This is a genomic window from Micromonospora sp. CA-246542, from assembly GCF_050942905.1.
Classification (GTDB): domain Bacteria; phylum Actinomycetota; class Actinomycetes; order Mycobacteriales; family Micromonosporaceae; genus Micromonospora.
This window is the reverse complement of the sequence record NZ_CP192040.1, coordinates 4,368,790-4,392,583: the sequence shown is the minus strand read 5'-3', so window position 1 is coordinate 4,392,583 and position 23,794 is coordinate 4,368,790. Positions and strand designations below refer to the sequence as shown.

Genomic DNA, 23,794 nt, shown 5'->3' with positions numbered 1-23,794 from the left:
CATGGAAACGATGACCGCCCTGGCCGTCCTGCGCCGGCACGCGCAGCACTCCAGCGCCGCGCTGGCGCTGAACAGGGAGACGCGGCACTTCACCGTGACCGGTCTCGACGGGTTCATCGCCTACCGGCCGGCCGGGCGGCGGCACGCCGTGCAACTGGGCAGCGTCTACGCCGACCCGGAGGATCGCAAGCGGCTGCTCGGGGCGTTCCACGGCTGGGCGCAGCAGGAGGGCCGGCGGCTGTGCGCGGTCCAGCTCACCCCGGACGACCTCGACCTGTACGCCGAGTTCGGTTACCAGCTCAGTCAGCTCGGCGCGGCGTACTCGATCGACCTGGACAGCTTCAGCCTGCGCGGCCGCAAGTTCGAGAAGGTCCGCAACAAGTTGGCGCGCTCCCGGCGGGCCGGGGTCACCGTGGTCGAGGCCGGCCGGGACGTGCCGTACGACGCGGCGCTCGCCGCGCGGCTGGACGCCCTGGACGCCCGTTGGCTCGCGGACAAGGGCCGGCACGTCAAGCAGATCGAGTTCCTGGTCGGTGAACGTGCCCGCCAGGACGATCCCGTACGCCGGCTGTTCCTCGCGTTGTCCGACGGGGAGCCGGTGGCGTACGTGTCGTACTCCCCGGCGTTCGGCCGGGAGAGCGGCTGGCTGTACGACATCACGCGCCGTGAGCCCGACGCGCCACCCGGGGCGGTCGACCTGGCGTTCGTGGTCGCGTCGCAGCGTTTCCAGGCCGAGGGCGCGCGGTGGCTGCACCTGGGCCTCACGCCGTTCCGGGAGCTGTCGCCCGGGCACCAGCCGGCCGGTGGCAGCCACCGGGGCACGGACCGGCTGGTCGGGTTCATCGCCGAGCACGGGGACTGGATCTACCCGGCCCGCAGCCAGGCCGAGTTCAAGGAGAAGTGGCAGCCGCGGGTGACGCCCGAGTACGTCGGCTTCTACCCGAGCGTGTCACTGCGTACCGTCTGGCGGTTGCTGCGGTTGACCCGGGCGGTCTGAGAGGCCGACGGTCGTCTCCGGAAGCCGCGCGGGCTTTCCGGAGACGACCGTTCCGTCTCAGCTCCGTGTCACTCGACGGTCAGGCGGATGCGCCGCCGCCGGGCCGCGACGAGCGCGACGGCGCCGGCCAGCAGCAGGATGATGCCGGCGCCGGCGATCGTGAGGGCCTTGACGCCGGTGATCGGCAGACCGGGTTCGCCGGCCCCGCCGCCGTTGCCGGTGCCGCCGCTGGGGCTGGCAGTGGGGCTGCCGGTGGGCTCACCGCTGGGGCCGCCGCCGACCGGGGCGCCCGGCTGGTCCACGGTGTACGCGCGCTCCACCGTGTCGGCGGTGACCGGGGACTTCGCCCGGAAGTAGTCGACGAGCACGGTGAGGTCGTTGTCGCCGGTCGCGAGCGGGTCGACGCCGCCGGCGAGCGCCTTGAAGTTGTCGCCGCCGGAGGCCAGGAACGAGTTGACCGTCACCCGGTAGGTGCCCTTCGGGTCGATGACCGTGCCGTTGAGGAAGATACGGTCGGCGATGACCCGGTTGCCGGCCGGACCGTTGGGGTCGTAGACGTAGCTGAAGCCCTTCGAGACGCCCAGATGCAGGAAGGGCCGCGACGCGCCCGCCGGTTGCCACTGCTGCTCCAGCGTCTCCTTGATCTCCGCACCGGTGTAGGTCTTGGTGATCACGTCGTTGGCGAACGGCTGGACGGTGGCGGCGTCGGCGAAGGTGACCGTGCCGTCGGGACTCTTGACGAAGTCGGCGCGCAGGCCGCCCGGGTTCATGAGAGCGATCTGCGCGCCGCCCCGGTTGCCCGCGCGGGTGCCCTCCAACTGGACGTCCGCGATGAAGTTGCCGAGGGTCGACTCGCTGCCACGGTCCTCGACGCCCTCGGCGGTGACGGCGCGCTTGATGTCGGCGGTGATCTCGCCGATCTTCACCTTGCCCTGCACGTCGGCCTCGGCCTTGGTGTCGGCGACGAACTGCGCGACCGCCGGGTCCGCCGGGTAGCCCTTGATCGGGAGGACGGCGCCTTGGGCGGCGGTCACCTTACCGTCCGCGACGGTGAGCTTAATCTGGTCCAACGCGTCCCCGTACCGGCCGGTCTGCACGACGGGCCGCTTGTGCCCCAGATTCGGCACGTCGTACGAGCAGTTGTACGGGACGTGGGTGTGACCCGAGATGATGACGTTGATGTCGGCGCTGGCGCCGGTCACGATCTTGCCGAAGGCAGTGGTCGGGTCCGCCACGGCGGCGCAGGCGGCGGCGTCCGTGCCGCTCGCCTCCGAGCCCTCGTGCACGAGGAGCACGACGGCGTCCACGTCGTCGTCGGCCTTCAGCTTGGCCGCGACGCGGTTCGCCTCGGCGGTCGGGTCCTTGAAGGTCAGACCCGGGATTCCGGCCGGTGACACCAGCGACGGAGTCTCCAGGGTGACCGCGCCGACGACGCCGATGCGGACGCCACCGACCGTCAGCACGGTGGACTCCGCCAGGCGGCCGGGAGCGGCCTCGGTGCCCCGGTACACGTTCGCGGCGAGGTACGGGAAGCCGGCGCGCGGGATGACCCGGTCGTTGAGGTCGTCGAATCCGCGGTCGAGTTCGTGGTTGCCGATGCTCGACGCGTCGACCCCGATCATCTTGAGGAAGTCGATCGTGGGCTCGTCCTTCTGCACGAGCGAGATGAACGGGGACGCGCCGATGCTGTCACCGGCGGACAGGACCACCGTGTTGTCGTTGGCCGCGCGCAACTGCTTGATCATGCCGGCCATCTGCGCGGCGCCACCGACCCCCGCCGTGGGCGCCTCCAGGCGGCCGTGGAAGTCGTTGAAGCCGAGGATCTGCACCTCGGTCGGCGCGGCCTGCGCCGGGGCCGGCGCGGTGCCCAGCACGACGAGTGTCGCCGCGGCCGTGGCCAGAGCCGCGCGCATAGGAAGGGAACGCAAGGGATACTCCTCATCGAACCATCGGTGGAAGCGCCGTTCGGGCGCCCTCGAAGGAGATTGCTTGATCTTCGCGCTCATGGTCAATCATCTGTGTGAATGGCGAGTAACGTACCCGTTCACGTGACCATCAGGTAATTCTCGGTGCTGAACGATGTTCGTGCAGAGCGAGCCAGACCCGGTCGGCGGTGAGAGGCAGATCGGTGAAGCGGATGCCGGTCGCGTCGCGCAGGGCGTTCGCCAGCGCCGCCGCGACCGGATTGAACGGGCTCTCACTCATCGACTTCGCGCCCAGCGGCCCGACGGCGTCGCGCGTCCGGGCGAAGTGGACCTCCGTGCGCGGAATGTCGGCGAAGGTCGGCAGGTGGTACTGCCGGAACGCGGCAGTGGTGACGGTACCGCCCGCATCGACGCGTACCTCCTCGCACAGGGCGGCCCCGATGGCCTGCGCGACCCCGCCCTCGACCTGGCCCCGGCACTGCATGGGGTTCACGACCGTGCCGGCGTCGGCGGCGTGGACGCTGCGCAGGATGCGGATCTCGCCCGTGTCCGGGTCGACCGCGACCCGGAACCACTGCGTGTTGAAGGCCACCGACCGTGGCGTGCCCGCGCAGTGCCCGTCGGCGGTCGTCTGCTCGCCGGCCGACTGGGCGAGTTCCCACAGGTCCGGCAGGGACAGCCGGTCGCCGGCACAGTCCAGGGCGTCGGCGTCGAGCCGGCAGTGCGCGACCGGTACGCCGGTGTGCGCGGACGCGAACGCGAGCAGGCGGTCGCGCAGCGCCCGGCAGGCGCGCAGGACGGCGGTGCCCGCGACGATCGTGCCGGTCGAGCCGAACGCCCCGGTGTCGTGCCCGACCAGGTCCGTGTCGGACTGGCGGATGACGATCAGGTCGGGCGTGGTGCCCAGCGTCTCGGCGGCGAGCTGCTGGTGCACGGTGGTGCTGCCGTTGCCGAACTCGGCGGTGCCGACGGCGACCTCGAAACACCCGTCGGGCAGCAGCGTCACCCGGGCGTCCGCGTGGTGCCCACCGGGTGGCGCGGTGGCGATCATCGACAGGGCCATGCCGTGCCCGGTGAGCCAACCGGGCGGTGCGGGCGGTGCCGCGTCCCGCGCGGCGGCGGCGACGACGTCCAGGCACTGGTCGAGCCCGTAGCTGCCGACGGTCAGGTCGTCGTCGTGGCCGGCCGGAGGAACGAGTCGTTCACCGGGGCGTACGACGTTGCGGGCGCGCAGGGCGACCGGATCGATGTCGAGGCGTCGCGCCAACTCGTCGAGGACCGACTCGACGGCGAAGCTGACCTGCCCGAGGCCGTAGCCGCGGAACGCGCCGGCGGGGACGGTGTTGGTGTAGACCGCGTACCCGTCGACCCTCTTGTTCGGGCACCGGTACACCGACAGGGATTCGTGGCAGCCGTGGAACAGCACACCGGGCCCGTGGTTGCCGTACGCGCCGGTGTTGGAGACAACCCGCAGGCGGATGCCGGTCAGGGTGCCGTCCCGACGGGCGCCGGCGGTCACCTCGACGGTGAAGGGGTGCCGGGTGGTGGTGGCGGTGAACTGCTCCGCGCGGGTGTGTTCGAGTTTCACCGGGCGGCCGGTCCGCAGCGCGGCGAGGACGACGAGGTCCTCGACGAGCATCTCCTGCTTGCCGCCGAACCCGCCACCGACCCGGCCGGTGAGCACCCGCACCCGGTCCAGCGGCAGGTCGAACAGCCGGCACAGCGCGCGGCGGGTGAGGAACGGCGTCTGGGTGCTGGAGCGTACGGTCACCCGTCCGTCGGCGTCGACCCAGGCCACGGCCCCGTGCGTCTCCAGGCTGGCGTGCTGCACACGTTGGGTGCGGAACGTCTGCCGATGAACGAGGTCGGCGGCCGCGAGCCCGGCGTCCACGTCCCCGACCTCGGCGTGGATCTCGCCGACCACGTTGTCGGCCGGTCGGGCGATGCCGGCCTCGGCGCCCCGGTCGCCGTGCAGGACCGGCGCTCCCGGCGCCATGGCCTCCTCGGGGTCGACGACCGCCGGTAGCAGCTCGTAGCGCACGACGACGCGTCGGCAACCCTCCTCGGCGGCGGCCTCGGTGTCCGCGACGACGGCGGCGACCCGCTGGCCCACGTGGCGCACCACGTCGTCCAGGAGCCGGGTGTCGGCCGGGTCGTCGCTCGGGTGCTCGTGCTGCGCGGTCGAGTAGCGACGGTCGGGGGCGTCCGCGTGGGTGAGCACCGCGTGCACGCCCGGCAGGGCGAGCGCCGCGCTGGTGTCGACGGCCAGGATCCGCGCGTGCGGGTGGGGCGAGCGCAGCACCTTCAGGTGCAGCAGGCCGGGTACGTCGACGTCGAACGTGTACCGGGCCGCGCCGGTGACCACCTCCCGGCCGGCCGGCGCCGGCACGTTCGCCCCGACCGCCGCGCCCGAGGCCGGCTCGTGGACGTGGCGGTCACCGCGAATGGCGTCCTCGATCGCCCGGTAGCCGGTGCAGCGGCACAGGTTGCCCTTCAACGCCTGCGGGAGCGCGTCGAGTTGGCGCTCGTCGAGGGCGGCGGCCGTCATGATGAACCCGGCCGTGCAGAAACCGCACTGGAAGCCCTGCGCGTCCAGGAAGCGCTGCTGCACGGGGTGCAGGCCGTCGGGCGTGGCCAGGCCGCCGATGGTGGTGACCTGACGACCCCGGGCCCGGACCGCCGGGTAGACGCAGCTGTGCACGGGTTGGCCGTCGACGTGCACCGTGCAGGCGCCGCAGTCGCCCGTGTCGCAGCCCTTCTTGACCCCGAAGCGACCGCGTTCGCGCAGGTAGGTGCGCAGGCACTGGCCGGGCCGGGGGGCCTGGGCGCACGCCGTCCCGTCGACCACGATTCCGTCGGTGGTCACCGCGTGCTCCTTTCGGCGAGTTCGACGCGGATCTGCTCGGCGAACAGCACGGTGAGGTGGCGTCGCCACCGTGGCAGACCGTGCACGTCGTCGACGTACCGCTCGGCGGGGATGCCGTCGGTGACGGCCTGCCGCAGGGTCCCGGCCGTGGGCAGGGCGTCGAACCGGAGCTGCACCGGTCGTACCGTGGACGCGGTCACGGTGAGCACGAACGACCCGTCCGGGTCGGTGCGGCCGACCAGCAGCGCGGCGGACCGGCCGCCGACGAACAGGGATCCCCGGCGCAACGCGGTCGGGCTGCGCAGGGTGGCGGCGGGCAGGGTCATCGACCGCAGGAACTCCCCGGGTACGAGGGCGGTCGTGCCCTCGCCCGTCACGAAGTCGGCGACCGCCAGCTCACGCCGGCCGCCCTCGGCGGTCAGCAGCAGGCAGTTGCCGTCCAGGGCCGCGCCCAGCGAGATCATCGGGCCGGCCGGCAGCGCCGTGCACAGGTTCCCGCCGACGGTCGCCGTGTTCCAGATCTTGAACGAGGCGAGGAACGCCTCGCAGCAGCGCCGGACCAGGTCCCGCAGTGCCGTCGGCCGCACCGTCGTGGACCGGGCCAGCTCCGCGATCGTGCACGTCGCGGCGATGTCCAGGCCGCGCGGTGTGGCGGTCACCGGCGGCCAGTCCTCGCCGGTCAGGTCGCGGAGCCGGCGGAGGTGCCGCTGAGGTTCGGAGAACAGGTACGTGCCACCGGCGAGCCAGGCGTCGCCCGGCTGCCAGCGACCGGCCGCCGCCGCCGGCACCACGGTCCGTACCGAGTTCAGATCCACCCCGCACACCCCGTCCCGCGAACCCGGTCGGCTCACCTGACAGCCATCTCAGCAGTGCGGGAGGCCGCAGCCCATTGGCTCAGGGCACGAAGGCTGCCGGGTGGTCGCCGCCGCGAGTTGGGCTTTCGCACAGGTCGAGCCGAGGGGCGGACGGCGGACGGCGGACACCACATTGAGAGTGATGCCTGTGAGTCATCTTGATGACCCACAGGCATCACTCTCAATGGAGCGGACGGCTCCGACCCGGCCGGACCACGGCCTAGTGGCGTTGCAGTTGCAGCGCGAGGTACAGGTCGACGCGGTCGTCGAAGCGGTGCAGCTTGCGGCCGGTGAGCTGCTCGATGCGCTGGATGCGGTAGCGCAGGGTGTTGACGTGCACGTGCAGTTCCTTCGCCGTGCGGGTCCACGAGCCGTCGCAGCGCAGGAACATGTCGAGGGTGTGCACGAGGCGGGCGTCGTGCGCGCGGTCGTACTCGGCGAGGGGGCGCAACAGCCGGCGGTGGAACGCCCGTCGGGCCTCGGTCGGGACGCCGGCCAGCAGCAGCGCGTGCGAGGACAGGTCTCCGCTGGACACCACCGCCACCCGCTCCTGCCCGGTGACGGCGTACCGGTAGGCGTGGCGGGCCTCCTCGACCGCCGTGTCCAGCGCGTCGACCCCCGATGCCGCGGCGCTGATCCCGATGGCGAACCGCGCTGCGCCCAGAGCCGGTGTCAGTGCCCGCGTCGCCTGGCGGATCCCCTGCACGAGGTCGGCCGGGCTGACGTCGCTGGGGGAGTCGACGGGGATGAGCGCGTGGACCTCGTCGCCGACGGTCGCGATGGCCGACGTGGGCGCCAGCGGCCGCACGACCTCCTCGACGACGCTGAGCGGCAGGTCGCCGGGCGTCGCCGTCGCGGTGCCGGCGGTGAGGGCGAGGAAGGTGGCGTCCGGGTCCAGGCGACACGCTTCGAGACGCGCCGCGATCTCGGCGGGCGCGGCTCCGCCGACCAGCGGTCGCAGCAGGAGCGCGCCGAGGCGACGCTCGACGTGCAGGTGCCGGTCGAGGTGGGCGCGTTCGAGGGTGAGCAGGGTGACCAGCCCTTCGACGGCCTGGCGGCGCTCGGGCTGCCAGGTGGTCACATCGCCCGCGCAGGCCAGGAACCACGTGCCGACCCGCCGGCCCGGGTGGGCGCTCGCGCCGAAGAGCGAGACGCGCCGGTCCCGGCCGACGCCGAGGACGTGGGGCAGCCGAGGGGCGGTCAGGAACGTACGCGCCAGACGGGCGCACAGGTCGCCGTCGATCGGGGCGGTGCCCGCGACGAGCCGGCCGGTGGGCGACAGGACCCAGCAGGGGATCTCGGCGGCGGCCGACGGCAGCAGGTCGGCGAGGTGCGCGTCCTCGGTGAGCGCCGCGATCAGACCCTGGTGCCGGTGCACGGTCGCGGCCAGGCCGGTGGCTCTCTCGGCCCGCAGGGCAGTGCCGATGGCATCGCTGACGACGGTGAAGGACACCTCGACGGGTACCTCGAAGACGGGGACGTCGTGACGTGCGCACGCCTCGACGACATCGGCCGGGACGGTGCCGAACGCCGCCGCCCCGGCCCCGACCGCGCTGACGCCCGCCCGCGCGACGGCCGCCGCGAACACCTCGGAGTCCGTCGGACCGCGCCTCCACATGAGACCGGTGAGCACCACCTCGCCGCCGGACAGGTAACGGCTCGGGTCGAGCAGGTCGGTGGTGAAGAACTGCTGGATCACCCGCTCGCCCTGGCTGTGGCCGCTGAGCAACGTCAGTTTGAGGCCGGCCTGGCCCAGGAGGTCGTTGAGGCGCATCGACAACTCCTTGCCTTGGAGGAAGCTCCAGAGACCGTAGGGCGGCAATGTTTCAAGTTCGGTTCGCTCGCCCAATGCACCCGGGTCGATGGCGCTGTTTGACTACCGCCACCGCAGGGTGGAGGGGAGGTCCGGTGCACGAGCGTCTGACGTGGTTCAACGCGCTGCCGGCGGCCGACGCCGAGCGGGAGCTGTCGGCGTGCTGCGCGTCGCCGCCGTGGGCGCGGGCCGTGGCCGCCGCCCGTCCCTACGCCACCCCGGCGGCGCTCGTCACCACGGGATCCGCGACGCTCGCCGCCCTGCCCTGGCCCGACATCGCCGAGGCGTTGGCGGCGCATCCCCGGATCGGGCAACGGGCCGACGGCGACGGGCGCGACGCGACCTGGTCCCGCCGCGAGCAGGCCGGCGTCGCGGACGGCGACGAGGGGACCCGACGCGCCCTGCACGAGGTCAACCGCGCCTACGAGGCCCGCTTCGGACACCTCTTCCTGATCTTCGCGAACGGACGGTCGCCCGCGGAGATCGTCGCCGCCGCCACCGCCCGGCTCGCCAACGGCGCGGCGGCGGAGCGGGAGGTGGTCCGGGCCGAGCTGACCCGGATCACGGCGCTGCGACTGACGAGGCTGATGGACGAGTGAGCCTCTCCACGCACGTCCTCGACACCGCCCGGGGGGAACCGGCCCAGGGAGTGGCCGTGCACCTGTACCGCTGGGCCGGCGACCGGTGGATCGACGTCGCCACGGGGCGTACGGACCCCGACGGGCGGCTGCGCGACTGGGTGCCCAAGCGGCGCTGGGCCCGGGGGACGTACCGACTCTGCTTCGACACCGCTGGCTATCTCGGCCTCGGGGCGTTCTTCCCGGAGGTGTCGGTGGTGTTCGTGGTCACGGATGTCTGGCGGCACGTGCACGTGCCCCTGCTGCTGAGCCCGTACGGCTATTCGACGTATCGAGGGAGTTGACCCGTTGGACGTTGTTCTCGGCCCCCACCAGTACGGCAAGGCCGAAGTGCGGCTGGTCCACGTCGTCCGCCACGGCGAACGGCACGACCTGACCGACCTGACGGTCGGCGTCGCGCTCGCCGGCGACCTGGCCGACACCCACCTGACCGGCGACAACAGCAAGGTCCTGCCGACCGACAGCCAGAAGAACACGGTGTACGCCTTCGCCCGCCAACACGGCGTCGGCGCGATCGAGGACTTCGGGCTGCGCCTGGCACGGCACTTCGTCGAGTCGCAGCCCGCCGTCACCCGGGCGACCGTCGACATCCACGAGCACGCCTGGGGACGCCTGGGCCCGCACTCGTTCGCCCGCGCGGGGGCGGAGACGCGGACGGCGACGGTCACCGTCGACGGGTCGGACGCCGTCGTCGTCTCCGGGCTGACCGGGATGGTGCTGATGAACACGACCGACTCGGAGTTCTTCGGCTTCGTGCGGGACGCGTACACGACGTTGCCCGAGGCGCACGACCGGATCCTGGCCACGGCGGTGGACGCCCGCTGGCGACACGCGACGAGCGGGAGCGACGACTGGGCGGTCTCGTTCGATGAGGTACGGCGGCACCTCGTCGAGGCGTTCGTCGACACGCACAGCCTGTCCCTGCAACAGACCCTGCACGCGATGGGGCAGCGGGTGCTGGAACACCGGCCGGAGATCACCGAGGTACGGATGTCGCTGCCCAACAAGCACCACTTCCTCGTCGACCTCGCGCCGTTCGGGCTCGACAACCCCAACGAGGTCTTCCACGCCCCCGACCGCCCGTACGGGCTGATCGAGGGCGCCGTGCGTCGCGACGACGCGCCACGGTGGGTCGAGTCGTGGTGGGACGTGTGACCTCGCCCCGGCCGGAGCGCATCGTCATCGAGGGCTGCGCGGTCGCGACCGTCGACGGCACGGGCCGCGAGTACGACCGGGGTCACCTGGTCGTCGAGGGTGGACGGATCGTCGCCGTCGGGCCCGGTCCGGCGGCCGTTACGGACGAGGCGGGGCCCGTCCGGCGCGTCGACGGCACCGGCTGCCTCGCCACGCCGGGGCTGGTCAACACCCACCACCACCTGTACCAGTGGGTCACCCGTGGCCTCGCGCAGCAGGCCGACCTGTTCGGCTGGCTGACCGAGTTGTATCCGGTGTGGGCGCGCATCGGCGAGGAGGACGTCTCGGCGGCCGTTGGCGCGGGGCTGGGCTGGCTCGCGCTGTCCGGCTGCACCACGACCACCGACCACCACTACGTCTTCCCGGCGGGGGCCGGCGACCTGTTCGCCGCCGAGGTGGCCGAGGCGGGCCGGGTGGGGCTGCGCTTTCACCCCGTCCGCGGCTCCATGGACCTCGGGGCGTCCGCCGGTGGTCTGCCTCCGGACCACCTCGTGGAGGACACCGACGCCGCGCTGGCCGCGACGGCCGACGCGATCGACCGCCTCTCCGACCCGGCGCCGGACGCGATGGTCCGGGTCGCGGTCGGCCCCTGCTCCCCGTTCTCCGCGAGTGAACGGCTGATGCGGGACGCCGCCGCGTTGGCGCGGGACCGGGGCGTCCGACTGCACACCCACCTGGCCGAGACCGTGGACGAGGAGGACTACTGCCGGGCCACGCACGGCTGCGCGCCCGCCGAGTACGCCGAGCGGCTCGGCTGGCTCGGCGACGACGTCTGGCTCGCGCACGGCGTGCACCTGGACGCCGACGCCATCGGGCGGATCGCGGCGAGCGGCACGTCGTTGGCGCACTGTCCCAGCTCGAACGCCCGGCTCGGCGCGGGCATCGCTCCCGTGCGGGACCTGCTCGACGCCGGCGCGTCCGTCGGACTCGGCGTCGACGGCGCCGCCTCCCAGGAGGCCGGACAGCTGGTCGCGGAGCTACGCCAGGCGCTGCTGGTGGCCCGTCTGCGGGGTGGGCCGACCGCCCTGACCGCGCGCGAGGCGCTCACCCTCGCCACCCGGGGCGGCGCCCGCTGCCTCGGCCGCGCGGGCGAGATCGGCTCACTGGAGGTGGGCAAGCTGGCCGACGTCGCGCTCTGGCGTCTCGACGGGCTCGGCCACGCCGACATCGCCGATCCGGTCGCGGCCCTCGTCCTCGGCGCGCCGCCACCGGTGGAGCTGCTGCTCGTCGGCGGGCGACCCGTCGTCGAGGGCGGACGGCTGACCACCGTCGACGAACAGGACCTGCTCCTGCGGGCCCGACGGGCAGCGGGTCGGCTGCGCGACGCGACCCGGTGACGGCCCACCCGACAGCGAGGACAGGAGTGCACGTGCCGACGATGACCGAACGGGAAATCCTCAGTCCCGAGGCGCTGGAGTTCGTCAGCGAGCTGCACCGGCGCTTCGACGCCCGTCGTGCGGAACTGCTGGCCCGTCGCGCCCGGCGACGCGCGGAGATTGCCCGGACCGGCCGACTCGACTTCCTGAGCGAGACGAAGGACATCCGCGAATCCGAGTGGCGGGTGCCTCCGCCGCCACCCGGTCTCGTCGACCGGCGCGTGGAGATCACCGGACCCACCGACCGCAAGATGGCCATCAACGCGCTCAACTCCGGCGCGCAGGTCTGGCTCGCCGACCTGGAGGACGCCAACACGCCCCACTGGGCGAACGTCATGGCGGGGCAGATCAACCTGTACGACGCCGTACGCGCCACGATCACTTACGACGCGCCGGACGGGCGGCACTACGCCCTGCGCGCCGACGGGCCGCTCGCCACCATCGTCGTACGACCACGGGGCTGGCATCTCGACGAGCGTCACGTCCTGGTCGACGGGGTGCCGGCCGCCGGCGCGCTCGTCGACTTCGGCCTGCACGCCTTCCACAACGCGCGGGAGTCGATCGCGCGGGGCGTCGGCCCGTACTACTACCTGCCGAAGCTGGAGAGCCACCGGGAGGCGCGGCTCTGGCACGACGTGTTCGCGTACGCCGAGGACACGCTCGGCATCGGACGCGGCGCGATCCGCGCGACCGTGCTGATCGAGACCATCACGGCGGCATTCGAGATGGACGAGATCCTGCACGCGCTGGGACCGCACGCCGCCGGGCTCAACGCGGGGCGCTGGGACTACCTGTTCTCCATCATCAAGAACTTCCGCGAGCGGACCGTCCTGCCCGACCGTGCCGCGATCACGATGACCGCGCCGTTCCTGCGCGCGTACACCGATCTGCTCGTCGCGACCTGTCACCGCCGTGGCGCGGTCGCGATCGGCGGCATGTCGGCCTTCGTGCCCGGCGGTGACGCGCAGCGGAACGCGGCGGCGTTCGCACAGGTCCGGGCGGACAAGGAGCGCGAGGCGGGCGACGGCTTCGACGGCTCCTGGGTGGCCCACCCCGCGCTGGTGCCGGTCTGCCGCGAGGTCTTCGACGGCGTCCTCGGGCAGCGGGACAACCAACTGGACCGCACGCGCGACGACGTGCGCGTGCCCGCCGACCGGCTGCTCGACTTCACGGTCGCGGGCGGCGAGGTCACCTCGGCCGGACTGCGGACCAACGTCTCGGTCGCGCTGCGCTACCTGGAGGCCTGGCTCCGGGGCGTCGGGGCCGTCGCCATCAACAACCTCATGGAGGACGCGGCCACCGCCGAGATCTCCCGCGCCCAGGTCTGGCAGTGGGCGCACCAGGGTGTCCCGCTGGCCGACACCGGCGAGACGGTCTCCGCGGACCTCGTCCGACGCGTCGTGGGGGAGGAGCTGGCCGGAATCCGGCACGCCGTGGGGGAGACCGCCTACGCGGCCGGACGGTGGCCGGACGCACGTGCCCTCGTCGAGCGGGGCGCGCTGGACGACGAGTTCGTCGACTTCCTCACGGTGCCCGCGTACGAGGTCGTCGACTGATGGGCCGCCGACTGCACGAGCGGACCGGCCTCGAACTGGACCGCCGGCTCGCGCCGGTGGACGAGGCGCTGCGGCGGCGCTACCCGGGTGCGGCCCCCGGCCGGCAGCCGGTGCACACCGTGTACGTGCCGGCGGACCGGTACACCCCGGACCTGTGCCGGCGGTGGGGCGAGCAGGCGCTCGACACGTTGAACGGGTGCCCACCCCTGCCGTTCCCGGTGGAGCTGCGCGACCGCGTGCTGGCGAAGCTGTCCACCGAGCCCATCGAAGATCTCCGTCTCGACTTCGAGGACGGCTACGGCGTACGCGACGACGACGAGGAGGACGAGACCGCCCGCGTCGCCGCGACGGCGCTGCGGGACGGCCCGCTCCCCGCGTTCGTCGGGTTGCGCTGCAAGAGCCTCGACGCCGACAGCCGGGACCGGGCGATCCGCACCCTCGACGTGTTCCTCGACGCGCTCGGTCCACCCCCACCCGGTTTCGTCGTCACCCTGCCGAAGGTCCGGGCCGTCGAGCAGGTCGCGGCGATGTCCCTGCTGTGCGCGGCGCTGGAGGCCGCGTACGCGCTGCCTGCCGCGAGCCTGCGCTTCGAGTTGCAGATCGAGACCCCGGAGGCGGTGCTGGGCGCGGACGGCACCGCCACCGTCGCCCGCATGATCACCGCCGCCCAGGGCCGGTGCGTCGGGCTGCACTACGGCACCTACGACTACAGCGCCGCCTGCGGCGTCGCGGCCGCCCACCAGTCGCTCGACCATCCCGTCGCCGACCACGCCAAGGCCGTCATGCAGGCGGCGGCTGCCGGCACCGGCGTACGCCTCAGCGACGGCTCGTCGAACGTGCTCCCGGTCGGCGACGCGACGGCCGTACACCGGGCCTGGCGGCTGCACACGAACCTGGTCCGGCGGTCCCTCGCGCGGGGTTTCTACCAGGGCTGGGACCTGCATCCCGCGCAGTTGCCCACCCGGTACGCCGCCACCTACGCCTTCTTCCGCGAGAGCCGCGCGGCCACCGTGGAACGCCTCACGGCGTATCTGGACCGCCGGGCCGGGGGCGTGCTGGACGAACCGGCGACCGCACACGCGCTCGCGGGGTTCCTGCGCCGTGGGCTCGACTGCGGCGCGCTCGACCCGGACGAGGTCGTCGTCGACCGAGCCACCCTGGAGGCGCTGTGAGCTACGACCTCGTCCTGCGCTCGACGCGGGTCGTCACCCCGCAGGGTGAGCGGCCGGCGACGGTCTGCGTCACCGACGGACGCATCGAGGCGGTGACCGACCACTCCGCCGTACCCGACGGGCCGGTCACCGACCTCGGCGACCTGGCCCTGCTGCCCGGCCTCGTCGACACACATGTGCACGTGAACGAACCCGGGCGTACCGAATGGGAGGGCTTCGCCTCGGCCACCCGCGCCGCGATAGCCGGCGGCGTGACGACGATCGTCGACATGCCGCTCAACTCCCTCCCGCCGACCGTGTCGGTGCCGGCCCTCGACGTGAAGCGCCGCGCCGCCGACGGCAGGGTGCACGCGGACGTCGGATTCTGGGGTGGGGCCGTGCCCGGCAACGCCGGAGACCTCGCGGCGCTGCACCGCGCGGGCGTCCTCGGGTTCAAGTGCTTCCTCGTCGACTCGGGCGTGCCGGAGTTCCCACCGCTGGACCCGCCGGCGCTCGACGAGGCCCTGCGCGCGGTCGACGCCCTGTTCATCGTGCACGCCGAGGACCCGGACGCCGTGCGCGCCGCACCGCCGTCGCGCCGCTACGCCGACTTCGTGGCGTCCCGACCACCGACCGCCGAGACGGAGGCCATCGCCCAGGTGCTGGACGCCGCCGGTCGCGCCGCCGCGCGCGTCCACATCCTGCACCTGTCGTCGGCCGACGCCCTGCCGCTGATCGCCGCCGCGCGAGGCGCCGGTGTCAGCGTGACCGTCGAGACCTGCCCCCACTACCTCTGCCTGACCGCCGAGGAGGTGCCCGACGGCGCCACCGAGTACAAGTGCTGCCCGCCGATCCGCGACCGCGCCAACCAGGACCGGCTCTGGGCGGGCCTCGTCGCCGGCGTCATCGACTGTGTGGTCTCGGACCACTCGCCCAGCACGCCGACGCTGAAGAGACCGCCGAGCGGTGACTTCGCCGCCGCGTGGGGTGGCATCTCGTCGTTGCAGATCGGGCTGCCGGCGGTGTGGAGCGCTGCCCGGCGGCGCGGGTACCGGTTGGTGGACGTCGTCCGCTGGATGGCGCAGCGACCCGCCGAGATCGCCGGACTGGGCGCCAAGGGGCGCATCGCTGCCGGTTCCGACGCCGATCTCGTCGCCTTCGCGCCGGACGAGCGGTTCGTGGTCGACCCGACCGCGCTGCGGCACCGCCACCCCGTCACCCCGTACGCCGGGCGGACGCTGCACGGCGTCGTACGCGACGTGTGGCTGCGTGGCCAGCCGGTCTCGCCGGACGGACCGCCACGGGGACGCCTCATCTCCCGGAGCAGCCGATGAGCACACTTCCCGACCTCGCCTCCCGGGCGCTGTCCGGTGGCGTCGTCCACGCCAACGACGAGTTCTTCGCCCCCGCCGATCACCTCGTCGACCCGAAGCCGCCGACGTTCACCCCCGCCACGTTCGGGGCCAAGGGCCAGGTGTACGAGGGGTGGGAGACCCGCCGTCGGCGTACCCCCGGGCACGATCACGCCATCGTGCGGCTCGGCGTGCCCGGGATCGTGCACACCGTCGTCGTGGACACCAGCCACTTCACCGGCAACTATCCGCCGTACGCGGCGGTCGACGCCTGCCGCCTGGACGGGCATCCGGCACCCGGGGAACTCGTCGACGCGACCTGGACGCCCCTGGTGCCCCGGGTGGCGCTCGCCGGTGACACCCGCAACGTCTTCTCCGTCGAACCGGGTCACCGGGTCACCCACGTACGCCTGTCGATCTTTCCGGACGGCGGTGTCGCCCGGTTGCGCGTGCACGGCGAGGCCACCCCCGACCCCCGGTTCCTCACCGGCGGCCTGGTCGACCTGGCGGCCCTGGAACACGGGGGTCTCGTCGTGGGATGCAGCGACATGTTCTACGGCACGCCCCACAACCTGATCGCCCCCGGCCGGGCACGCACAATGGGGGAGGGCTGGGAGACGGCCCGCCGACGCGACGACGGCAACGACTGGGTCCTGCTGCGCCTCGCCGCGACCGGCGTCGTGCGCCTCGTCGAGCTGGACACCAGCCACTTCAAGGGCAACGCGCCCGGGGCGGCGGCAGTCCGCGGGTGCGCCACCGACCCGGACGACCCGGACGGCTGGTTCGACCTGCTGCCGGTGACCCGCCTGCAACCCGACACCCGGCACCGCTTCCTGGTCGCCGACGCGGACGCCGTCACCTGGGTACGCCTCGACGCGTACCCGGACGGTGGAATGGCCCGGCTGCGTGTCCTGGGTGAGATCACCCCCGCCGGCCTGGCTACCCTGCGAAGGCGGTGGTCGTCGGCGTGAACCTGGCGTCCGCGGATCTCGTTGCAGGTGCGTGGCGTCGTCGTCGGGAGGACGGAACGTGCGGGCTCGTGGGACGTCTCTGCGCGGTCGTGGCTGGGTCGCCGGCCTGGTCGCGGTCGGTGTCGCCGCCGCCATCGGCATCGGGGTGACCGCGTACGCGCGGCAGGACGAGATGGTCGGACGGTCGCTATCAGACGAGCAGATGTCCGCCGTGCTGTCGGCGGGGCACGCCTGCCCGATGCTGTCCTCGGCCCGGATCGCCGGGCAGCTCATGGCCGAGTCCGGCGTGGACGCGAACGCGACCCGCACGGTCTCCGGCGGCAGTGGCCTGACCGGCCTCGACGACGAGCAGTGGCGACGCTGGGTGCCCTGGCCGAGCGCGCGGCGCACCGACCCGTCCGCCGCCGTGGCCGCCCTGTCGCACCTCATGTGCCAGCTCGGCGGTGAGCTCCGGCAGGCCGGCGTCAAGGGCGACCCGTGGCGGCTGTCGCTGGCCGGCTTCCGAGCCGGCGTCCCGGCGGTGACCAGGGCCGGCCGGGTCCCCGACTCGGCAAGCGAGTACGTCGACCGGGCCGCCGGCTACGCCACCTACTACCAGGGCCTGCCGCACTTCGCGGACGCCGGCGAGCTGACCCTCACGGCCGGGACCGCCCCGGACGCCGTACCCCTGCCCGAAGCGCTCGCGCCGGTCATCGCCGCCGCCGGCCGGCGTTGCCCGCAGGTCCCCGCCGCCGCGCTCGCCGGTCAGATGATGGCCGTGTCCGGGTTCCGGGCGGACGGGCCGGGCGGCGTCGCCGGGGTGCCACCGGAGCTGTGGCAGCGGTACGCGCCCGCCGACGCCTCGCCGTCGAAGGCCGAGGACGCGGTCGGCGTGCTCGCTCTCGGGATGTGCCGACTGGCGAAGGAACTGGCCGGACTACCGGGCGACCCGTACCTGCTCGCGCTCGCCGCGTGGCGGGCCGGCGAGGACACCGTCCGACGCGCCGGGGGCGTACCGGACGCGATGACACTGTCCTTCCTGGACCAGGTCCGCCGGTACACCGACTACTACCGCCTCGACACCCGGCTCGGCGTCGTGCCGGTGGCCGCGCCGTCGCCGTCCGCCCCGGTAGCCCCGTCGAAGTCCCCGGCGGCCACCCCGTCGAGGCGGGCGAGCGCGCCGCCTCCCGCGTCGCCGAAGCCGGGGACACCCAAGCCCAGTCCGAGCCGAAAGCCCTCGGGGACGATGTTCGCGCACGAGCGGTCCGGCCAGTGCCTGGACGCGGGTGCCGCCACCAACCTGCTCGCCTCCCGGATCCAGCCGTGTGACCCGGACAAGGTGTCGCAGCGGTGGAACGTGCGGTCGGACGGCACGATCCGGTCCGCTCGCAGCGGTCTCTGCCTCGAGGTCAACGACAGCGGCGTCACCGACGGCACCCTCGTGCAGACCGCCACCTGCGACGGTGCCGCCACCCAGCGCTGGACCCTCCGCGACGACGCCCTGATCAGCCCGGTCAACGGCGGTATGTGCGTGGACATCGGCTGGGACCTGGCGACCACGGCCATCTGGACCTGCAACTACGACCCGGACCAGACCTGGCGGCCGGTCACCTGATCCGGCCCTCTGGATCCGGGTGAGGGAAATCCCCGGAGATCGGCCCGCGACGCTTCCGGTCGGCCCTGTGCCGACCCGCCGGCTGGTTGTCTACCGGTGCCAGCGATCACCGGCCCACAGGAGGCAGCCATTATGGCGATCACCGATATCAGACCGGAGGACGTCGAGACGGCGGCCGACAACCACCAAGCCGCCGAGGAGGACCTCGACAGTCAGCGCAGGGGTCTCGACGACACGGTCAACGTCCTCGTCACGACCAACGCCGGCTTTCTCATGCAGAAGCTGAACGAAGTCCAGGACGCCTGGAGTACGGACATGATCGCCATTCTCAAGGATCTCGACGCCTGCGAGCAGTTCCTGCGTGAGTGCAAGACGGAACTGGAACGGCTGAACCAGGAGCAGGGCGGCTCTCTCTCCTGATCGCTGCCCCCTGCCAATTCCAATAAGGAGCATCCTCCGTGACGGATTCGGATTACATCAAGTACGACTACGCCTCCATGGACGTCGCCTACGACGAGATGAAGCGCATCAGCGACAACGTGATCGCGCAGTTGGACGTCCTCGAGCAGGAGGCGAAGAGGGTTCTCGCCTTCAACGGTGACTACGTCGACGCCTACGACCTGAAGGCCCAGAAGGTCAGGGACGGGATCACCGAGTTGAACGACGCCACCCTCCTGCGAAGCAAGGATCTGGCCGAGAAGTTCGCCGACTACCAGCAGACCGACAAGAAGCTCGGCTCCCGGTAGACCGCAGGGGCGGCGGGGAGTTCCTCCGCCGCCGCCCGCACCGCGCGACGCGCACCTCGGCCCGGAAAGGAGCAGTGAGCAATGGCCAGCTCGGACAGCACCGAGATCGACCTCGCGGCGTTGCGCGACGCGGCGAGACAGATCGAGGACCTGATGACCGACGGCAGCATGACGATCTTCGAGACGGCGGCGGACACCAGCGCCCTGGAGGCCGGCAAGCTCGACGCCGCCCAGTGGCTCGAGGCCATGGTCGCCGACCGCGGGGCCGGCCTGCGCCAGCACGCCCTCGACCTCCAGGCGTCCTTCGAGGCACTCGGCACCAGGCTGCGCACCATCGCGGACATCTTCGAGCAGCAGGACCAGGCCAACGGCGACTCGCTCCAGGGCAAGGCCGTCGACGAGATCGAGACCTGGACCAGCTCGGTTGGCGGCCTCACCATCCCGCCCGCCGACGGCGAGGAGACGTACGACACCGGCGACAACGTCAACCGCGACGGCGCGCGCCTCGGCTTCGAGGTCGACCCGATGACGGGCGAGGCGAGGAAGGCCGACGACGGCAGCATCGAGGTCACCCTGCCGGCGCCGGAGGACCTGAACGTCACCGTCTTCCCGGACACCTCCATCACCCCGCAGGTGCTCTTCACCGACACCGACGTGCTCGACTACGACTACGAGGGCGGGTTCTTCACCGACGGCGCGAACAGCCAGTCCGTGCCGCAGAGCACCAGCTTCACCACGACCGTCACGCCCGAGGACGACGAGTAGCAGGCCATGCCCGAGGACTCCGTCGGCTCACTCCAGACGCCCGCCCCCCGTGGGCAGACGTTCGCCGCACTGCACGTGTGGACGGACCTCCAGCCGTACGTCAGCGAACTGGTGGACAACACGGCGGAGACCGGCAACGCCTGGCACGACGCCGGGGCCGCCTTCGACAAGGCCGCGGCCGAACTCGCCCGCATCAACGACGAGTTCGACCGGATCAAGAAGGCGCTCGACCCGGGCTTCGTCGGCCAGGCCGGCGACGCGTTCCAGGAACGGACGACGGAACTGCTCAACCACAGCAGGGCCGTGCACGACCGGTTGGACGGGTACGGGCAACTCGTCGGCGACGTCGGGCACGACATCAAGGTGTTCGCCACCGCCTTCTGGGAGGCGGTCGAGACGTTCCACCAGCTCACCGACCAGCAGGAGGAGCTGTTCGAGCAGGCCGTGTACAACGCGTACAACGAGGTCGAGATGTCCCCACCGGCGGACATGTTGCAGAAGGCCCGCGACGCGGCGTACCAGATGGTCGAGCAGAACATCATGATGCCGCACATGCGGCAGCTGCTGATGACGCTCAGCGACAAGTACGTCATCAAGGGCGAGGCGCTGGACCCGCTGGAGATCACCCCGCCCAACGTGTTCACCAGCGCGGCGAACGACCCGTCCTCGTCGAACGGGGACGACGACTCCTCGTCGAACCAGGACGACGACTCCCCGTCCAACCAGGATGATGACTCCGCGTTCAACCAGGATGATGACGACTCCTCGGTGTCGGACGACTCCGACTTGGATTCCTCGTCGGACCGGGACGTGGCCGAGGACCGGGCGAACGACGCGATCGACAACCTCCAGGACGCCGCACCGGACGGCAGCACGGGCGGGTCGACCGGCGGCGCGTCCGGCGGGGGCCTCGGCGACGGCACGCTGAACAGCGACGGCTCCGGGGCCGGCGGCAGCGACGGCTCCGGCTCCGGGTCCGGTGGCGGCGACGGTGCCGCCGAGCGGCAGGCCGCCCTGCAGGACGCGCAGAACGCGGCCAACGACGCCATCGACAGCCTCTCGAACCCGGCTGGCGGTACCTCCGGCAGCGGTGGGGCGCCGAGCGGGGAGACCTCCGGCGCGGGTGCGGGCGGTGGCATGCCGGGCATGGGTAGCGGTGGCAGCCCCGGGTCCGGCAGCTCGGGTGGCGGCAAGGGCAGCGGTAGTGGCGGGGGTCCGAGCAGCGGCAGCAGCCCCGGCAGTGGCGGTGGTAGTCCCGGCGGCGGCATGCCTGGCGGCGGGTCGAGCAGTCCGGGTGGCGGCAAGGGCAGCACCGGCGGCGGCGAGCAGGCACGGCAGAAGGCGTTGGACGACGCGCAGAAGGCGGCAAACGACGCAATCGAGGGTTTGCAGTCGGCCGGCGGTGGCATGCCGGGCGGCGGCTCCTCGGGAGGCGGCCTGCCGACCGAGTCGTCCGGCCCGTCCAGCGGCTCCGGCGGCGGCACCGGGCCCGGCGCGGGCGGTGGACAGCCGTCCGAGGCGGCCCGGCAGCAGGCACTGAACGACGCCAAGAAGGCCGCCGACGACGCCATCGCGGACCTGTCGGGCAAGTCCGGCGCGGGTGGCGCCGAGCGTCAGCAGGCGCTCGACGACGCCCGGCAGGCCGCGGACAAGGCCATCGAGGACCTGCTGGGCAAGGGCGATGCCAGCACTCCCGGTGAGGCCCTGCAGGATGCCCGGGACGCGGCCACCGACGCCATCGACGATCTGTTGGAGGAGAACGAGGCCAGTGACGCCGATCCCGAGTCCAAGGAGCAGCGTCGCGAGGCGCTCGAGGACGCCCGGGACGCGCTCGACGACTCCATCGAGGAGATGGCCCGGTCGGCGGACACCACGGATCCCCAGGACGCCCTGCACGACGACGCCGTCCGCGAGGCCCGGGAGGCGGTCGACGCCGCGATCGACGACCTGGTCGCGGACGCCGAGGCGCAGCCGGGGGAGAGCGCCGAGGAGAAGACCCGGATCGAGGCGCTCCAGGACGCCCGCGAGAGCGCGACCGAGGCTCTCGACGACCTGATCGAGGAGAACGGCGTCCACACCGGGGACGGCCGGCCGACCAGCCTCGCCGACTTCCTGCGGGGGACCGGTTCGGGCGGCGGCACGGGCTCGACGGGCGGGATCGGCTCCGCCGGTGGCGGTGGCGGTGGCGGTGGCTCGGCGGGCAGCGCGGGCGGTGTCGGTACCGCCGGTGGCCCGCTCACCGACCTCCGACCCGCCGTTCCGGTGGCGCAGGCCGGCCCGGCGGGCCCGGGGGTGGTCGACCCGTCCGCCGGGCAGGGCATGCCGATGATGCCGCCGATGGGTCAGGGCCACGGGCAGCAACCGCCCCGCGACCGGGAACGCAGCATCTGGCTGGAGGGCGACGACGAGGCCTGGCAGGAGAACAGCGACGGGGCTTCCGCCGAGGCGATCGGGCGGCCGTCGTGACCGTCGCGGTGCTCCAGGAGGCGGCGGCCCGGCTGAGCCGTACGCCGCCCGCGACGCTCTACGCCGCCGCGGACCGCTTCGAGGAGCGTCGGCAGACCTTCGCGGAACTCGCCGACCGGTACCGTCGGGCCCTGCGCGACGCCGACGAGGCCTTCCGGACCACCGGCTCGTCGTCCTCGGTGCCGTCGTCATCCGCCCACGTCGCGGCCGTGCTCGACCAGCTCGCCGCGACCGACTTCGCGAGCGCGCTGCGCCGGGCCGGCGACTCGCTGGCCGACGCCCGCGACCGGCTGGCCGAGCTGGTCGCCCGCCAGGCCGCGGATCCACAGACGCGACCCGACGGGTACGACGTGCAGGGCCAGGTCGTCCTCTCGTCCACCGGGGCGGCGCTCCTGCGGGCCGGGCTGGACCTGCCGCCGCCGCCTCCGGTCACCGCTACCGGGCGGGAGCTGGCCGGATCGGCGCCGCTCGGCGTCGAGTTGTTCGCCGGCGACCTCGACCCCGACCGGGACGTCCCGCCCAGCCCGCCCGGTGCCGCGTCCCCCGGCGCGGGCTCCCCCATGATGCCGATGATGCCGATGGGCGGAATGGGCATGGGCATGGGCGCGGTCGGCGCGCAACAGCGCGAGCGGCGGGTGGTCGTTCCCGCACCGGTCGACCCCGGCCCCTGGGCCGAATCGTCTGAGGGTTGGGGAACCCCCGGACGCGGTCGGCCTTCGCCACCCGTACGTCCCGAGAGGAGCCCGTCATGACCGACCAGCGACCACCAAGCGACGCGACCGCCGGTTTCGAGGCCGCCCTGCAGACCCTCGCCGAGGAACGGGAACGCCTGGGACGCATGCACGAGCGGATGGCCCAGGGCACGACGACCACCTCCAAGGACCGGATGCTGTCGGTCGCCGTGAACGCCCGCGGCGAGATCCTCAAGCTGACGTTCCACAACACCCGGTACCGCCAGATGGCCCCCGCCGAGCTGGCCGCGCTCGTCACCGAGACGATCGCGGCGGCCCGCGCCGAGTCCCTGACCCAGCTCACCGACGTCGCCGGCGACGAGGTGCTGCCCGGCATCTCGTTTCAGGATCTGGCCGGCGGCCGGGTCGACCTGGAGCGCATGGTGAGCAGCTTCCTCAGCGCCTCGCTGGACGTCCTGCCGCCCGGCGCGGTGTCCGCGGCCGACCAGGCACGGCTGCGGGGGGACAACTGATGTCCGAGATCACCTCCGCGGACATTCCCGGTGTGCACGGCGTGGCCGACCGGCTCGGAACCACCGGCGACCGACTCGGCGAGGCACTCAGGGCGTTGCAGCGGGACCTCGATGCCGTGTACGGGTGCTGGGGCGACGACGACGCGGGCAAGTCGTTCGCCAACAACTACGTCGGGACCGCCGAACAGCAGCTCGCCGACATCGCCACGACGGTCACGACCCTCGGTGGGGTCGCCGACAACCTGCACGTGATCGCCGACGCGTTCCAGCAACTCGACGCGCAGGGCGGCGGCTCGCTGGAGCTGACCAGCGAGTAGCAGAGGGCA

Annotated in this window: 21 protein-coding genes; 17 read left to right on the top strand and 4 right to left on the bottom strand. The window is 72.8% G+C overall.

What is annotated here, in order from left to right; genetic code table 11:
- The first annotated feature begins 1 nt into the window (after nucleotide 1).
- The gene (locus ACQP0N_RS20510) at nucleotides 2-997 is read left to right on the top strand and encodes a phosphatidylglycerol lysyltransferase domain-containing protein (RefSeq protein ID WP_433113130.1); all 996 of its coding nucleotides are present in this window, start codon (nucleotides 2-4) and stop codon (nucleotides 995-997) included.
- Between the two features lie 68 nt (nucleotides 998-1,065).
- Here the strand turns inward: ACQP0N_RS20510 and ACQP0N_RS20505 are convergent, their stop codons facing one another.
- From ACQP0N_RS20505 to ACQP0N_RS20490, 4 genes are all read right to left on the bottom strand, one after another.
- A complete protein-coding gene (locus ACQP0N_RS20505) occupies nucleotides 1,066-2,925 on the bottom strand; it encodes a bifunctional metallophosphatase/5'-nucleotidase (protein ID WP_433113127.1) in 1,860 nt (619 codons plus the stop codon).
- A 127-nt stretch (nucleotides 2,926-3,052) separates the two neighbouring features.
- Nucleotides 3,053-5,788 carry a molybdopterin-dependent oxidoreductase gene (locus ACQP0N_RS20500; protein ID WP_433113124.1) on the bottom strand — a complete coding sequence of 912 codons (2,736 nt, stop codon included), beginning with the start codon at nucleotides 5,786-5,788 and terminating at the stop codon, nucleotides 3,053-3,055.
- Nucleotides 5,785-6,603: an FAD binding domain-containing protein gene (locus ACQP0N_RS20495; protein WP_433113122.1), complete on the bottom strand. Its 819-nt coding sequence runs from the start codon at nucleotides 6,601-6,603 to the stop codon at nucleotides 5,785-5,787. The genes ACQP0N_RS20500 and ACQP0N_RS20495 overlap by 4 nt, the downstream gene beginning before the upstream one ends.
- A 259-nt stretch (nucleotides 6,604-6,862) precedes the next feature.
- Nucleotides 6,863-8,416, bottom strand: a complete 1,554-nt coding sequence (locus ACQP0N_RS20490; protein WP_433113119.1) for a helix-turn-helix domain-containing protein — start codon at nucleotides 8,414-8,416, stop codon at nucleotides 6,863-6,865.
- A gap of 134 nt (nucleotides 8,417-8,550) precedes the next feature.
- Between ACQP0N_RS20490 and uraD the strand changes: the two genes are divergently transcribed.
- The 16 genes from uraD to ACQP0N_RS20410 all read left to right on the top strand — a co-directional run bounded on the left by uraD (nucleotide 8,551) and on the right by ACQP0N_RS20410 (nucleotide 23,785).
- The gene (uraD, locus tag ACQP0N_RS20485; protein ID WP_433113116.1) at nucleotides 8,551-9,054 is read left to right on the top strand and encodes a 2-oxo-4-hydroxy-4-carboxy-5-ureidoimidazoline decarboxylase; all 504 of its coding nucleotides are present in this window, start codon (nucleotides 8,551-8,553) and stop codon (nucleotides 9,052-9,054) included.
- The gene (gene uraH / locus ACQP0N_RS20480) at nucleotides 9,051-9,377 is read left to right on the top strand and encodes a hydroxyisourate hydrolase (protein ID WP_355047963.1); all 327 of its coding nucleotides are present in this window, start codon (nucleotides 9,051-9,053) and stop codon (nucleotides 9,375-9,377) included. The genes uraD and uraH overlap by 4 nt, the downstream gene beginning before the upstream one ends.
- A gap of 4 nt (nucleotides 9,378-9,381) precedes the next feature.
- Nucleotides 9,382-10,248 carry a factor-independent urate hydroxylase gene (gene pucL, locus ACQP0N_RS20475; RefSeq protein WP_433113112.1) on the top strand — a complete coding sequence of 289 codons (867 nt, stop codon included), beginning with the start codon at nucleotides 9,382-9,384 and terminating at the stop codon, nucleotides 10,246-10,248.
- On the top strand, nucleotides 10,245-11,624 hold the full coding sequence (locus tag ACQP0N_RS20470) for an 8-oxoguanine deaminase (protein ID WP_433113109.1): 1,380 nt from the start codon (nucleotides 10,245-10,247) through the stop codon (nucleotides 11,622-11,624). The genes pucL and ACQP0N_RS20470 overlap by 4 nt, the downstream gene beginning before the upstream one ends.
- A gap of 41 nt (nucleotides 11,625-11,665) precedes the next feature.
- A complete protein-coding gene (gene aceB / locus ACQP0N_RS20465) occupies nucleotides 11,666-13,219 on the top strand; it encodes a malate synthase A (protein WP_433121718.1) in 1,554 nt (517 codons plus the stop codon).
- On the top strand, nucleotides 13,219-14,391 hold the full coding sequence (locus ACQP0N_RS20460) for a DUF6986 family protein (protein WP_433113106.1): 1,173 nt from the start codon (nucleotides 13,219-13,221) through the stop codon (nucleotides 14,389-14,391). Before aceB ends, ACQP0N_RS20460 begins: the two co-directional genes overlap by 1 nt.
- A complete protein-coding gene (allB, locus tag ACQP0N_RS20455; protein ID WP_433113103.1) occupies nucleotides 14,388-15,704 on the top strand; it encodes an allantoinase AllB in 1,317 nt (438 codons plus the stop codon). The genes ACQP0N_RS20460 and allB overlap by 4 nt, the downstream gene beginning before the upstream one ends.
- Nucleotides 15,701-16,693 carry an allantoicase gene (gene alc, locus ACQP0N_RS20450; RefSeq protein ID WP_433113100.1) on the top strand — a complete coding sequence of 331 codons (993 nt, stop codon included), beginning with the start codon at nucleotides 15,701-15,703 and terminating at the stop codon, nucleotides 16,691-16,693. The genes allB and alc overlap by 4 nt, the downstream gene beginning before the upstream one ends.
- 58 nt (nucleotides 16,694-16,751) lie before the next feature.
- On the top strand, nucleotides 16,752-18,287 hold the full coding sequence (locus ACQP0N_RS20445; protein ID WP_433113097.1) for a ricin-type beta-trefoil lectin domain protein: 1,536 nt from the start codon (nucleotides 16,752-16,754) through the stop codon (nucleotides 18,285-18,287).
- A gap of 132 nt (nucleotides 18,288-18,419) precedes the next feature.
- Nucleotides 18,420-18,707 (top strand): hypothetical protein, encoded by a 288-nt coding sequence (locus tag ACQP0N_RS20440; protein ID WP_433113094.1) that lies wholly within the window; start codon nucleotides 18,420-18,422, stop codon nucleotides 18,705-18,707.
- A 38-nt stretch (nucleotides 18,708-18,745) separates the two neighbouring features.
- The gene (locus tag ACQP0N_RS20435; protein ID WP_433113091.1) at nucleotides 18,746-19,033 is read left to right on the top strand and encodes a hypothetical protein; all 288 of its coding nucleotides are present in this window, start codon (nucleotides 18,746-18,748) and stop codon (nucleotides 19,031-19,033) included.
- An 81-nt stretch (nucleotides 19,034-19,114) separates the two neighbouring features.
- Complete coding sequence (locus ACQP0N_RS20430) at nucleotides 19,115-19,798, top strand: hypothetical protein (RefSeq protein WP_433113088.1); 684 nt, start codon at nucleotides 19,115-19,117, stop codon at nucleotides 19,796-19,798.
- Nucleotides 19,799-19,804: 6 nt separating this feature from the next.
- Nucleotides 19,805-22,264 (top strand): hypothetical protein, encoded by a 2,460-nt coding sequence (locus tag ACQP0N_RS20425; protein WP_433113085.1) that lies wholly within the window; start codon nucleotides 19,805-19,807, stop codon nucleotides 22,262-22,264.
- Nucleotides 22,261-23,016, top strand: coding sequence for a hypothetical protein (locus ACQP0N_RS20420; protein ID WP_433113082.1), 756 nt, complete (start codon nucleotides 22,261-22,263; stop codon nucleotides 23,014-23,016). The genes ACQP0N_RS20425 and ACQP0N_RS20420 overlap by 4 nt, the downstream gene beginning before the upstream one ends.
- Entirely contained in the window at nucleotides 23,013-23,468 is a 456-nt protein-coding gene (locus ACQP0N_RS20415; protein ID WP_433113079.1) for a YbaB/EbfC family nucleoid-associated protein, read from the top strand. The genes ACQP0N_RS20420 and ACQP0N_RS20415 overlap by 4 nt, the downstream gene beginning before the upstream one ends.
- Nucleotides 23,468-23,785 carry a hypothetical protein gene (locus ACQP0N_RS20410; protein WP_433113076.1) on the top strand — a complete coding sequence of 106 codons (318 nt, stop codon included), beginning with the start codon at nucleotides 23,468-23,470 and terminating at the stop codon, nucleotides 23,783-23,785. Before ACQP0N_RS20415 ends, ACQP0N_RS20410 begins: the two co-directional genes overlap by 1 nt.
- Nucleotides 23,786-23,794: the final 9 nt, after the last annotated feature.

What these genes read in the sequence shown, in the direction of transcription:
- alc (WP_433113100.1), top strand. Translation starts at nt 15,701, where the DNA reads ATGAGCACACTTCCCGACCTCGCCTCCCGGGCGCTGTCCGGTGGCGTC.
- ACQP0N_RS20410 (WP_433113076.1), top strand. Translation starts at nt 23,468, where the DNA reads ATGTCCGAGATCACCTCCGCGGACATTCCCGGTGTGCACGGCGTGGCC.
- ACQP0N_RS20510 (WP_433113130.1), top strand. Translation starts at nt 2, where the DNA reads ATGGAAACGATGACCGCCCTGGCCGTCCTGCGCCGGCACGCGCAGCAC.
- ACQP0N_RS20460 (WP_433113106.1), top strand. Translation starts at nt 13,219, where the DNA reads ATGGGCCGCCGACTGCACGAGCGGACCGGCCTCGAACTGGACCGCCGG.
- ACQP0N_RS20415 (WP_433113079.1), top strand. Translation starts at nt 23,013, where the DNA reads ATGACCGACCAGCGACCACCAAGCGACGCGACCGCCGGTTTCGAGGCC.
- ACQP0N_RS20430 (WP_433113088.1), top strand. Translation starts at nt 19,115, where the DNA reads ATGGCCAGCTCGGACAGCACCGAGATCGACCTCGCGGCGTTGCGCGAC.
- ACQP0N_RS20425 (WP_433113085.1), top strand. Translation starts at nt 19,805, where the DNA reads ATGCCCGAGGACTCCGTCGGCTCACTCCAGACGCCCGCCCCCCGTGGG.
- ACQP0N_RS20440 (WP_433113094.1), top strand. Translation starts at nt 18,420, where the DNA reads ATGGCGATCACCGATATCAGACCGGAGGACGTCGAGACGGCGGCCGAC.
- aceB (WP_433121718.1), top strand. Translation starts at nt 11,666, where the DNA reads ATGACCGAACGGGAAATCCTCAGTCCCGAGGCGCTGGAGTTCGTCAGC.
- ACQP0N_RS20490 (WP_433113119.1), bottom strand. Translation starts at nt 8,416, where the DNA reads ATGCGCCTCAACGACCTCCTGGGCCAGGCCGGCCTCAAACTGACGTTG.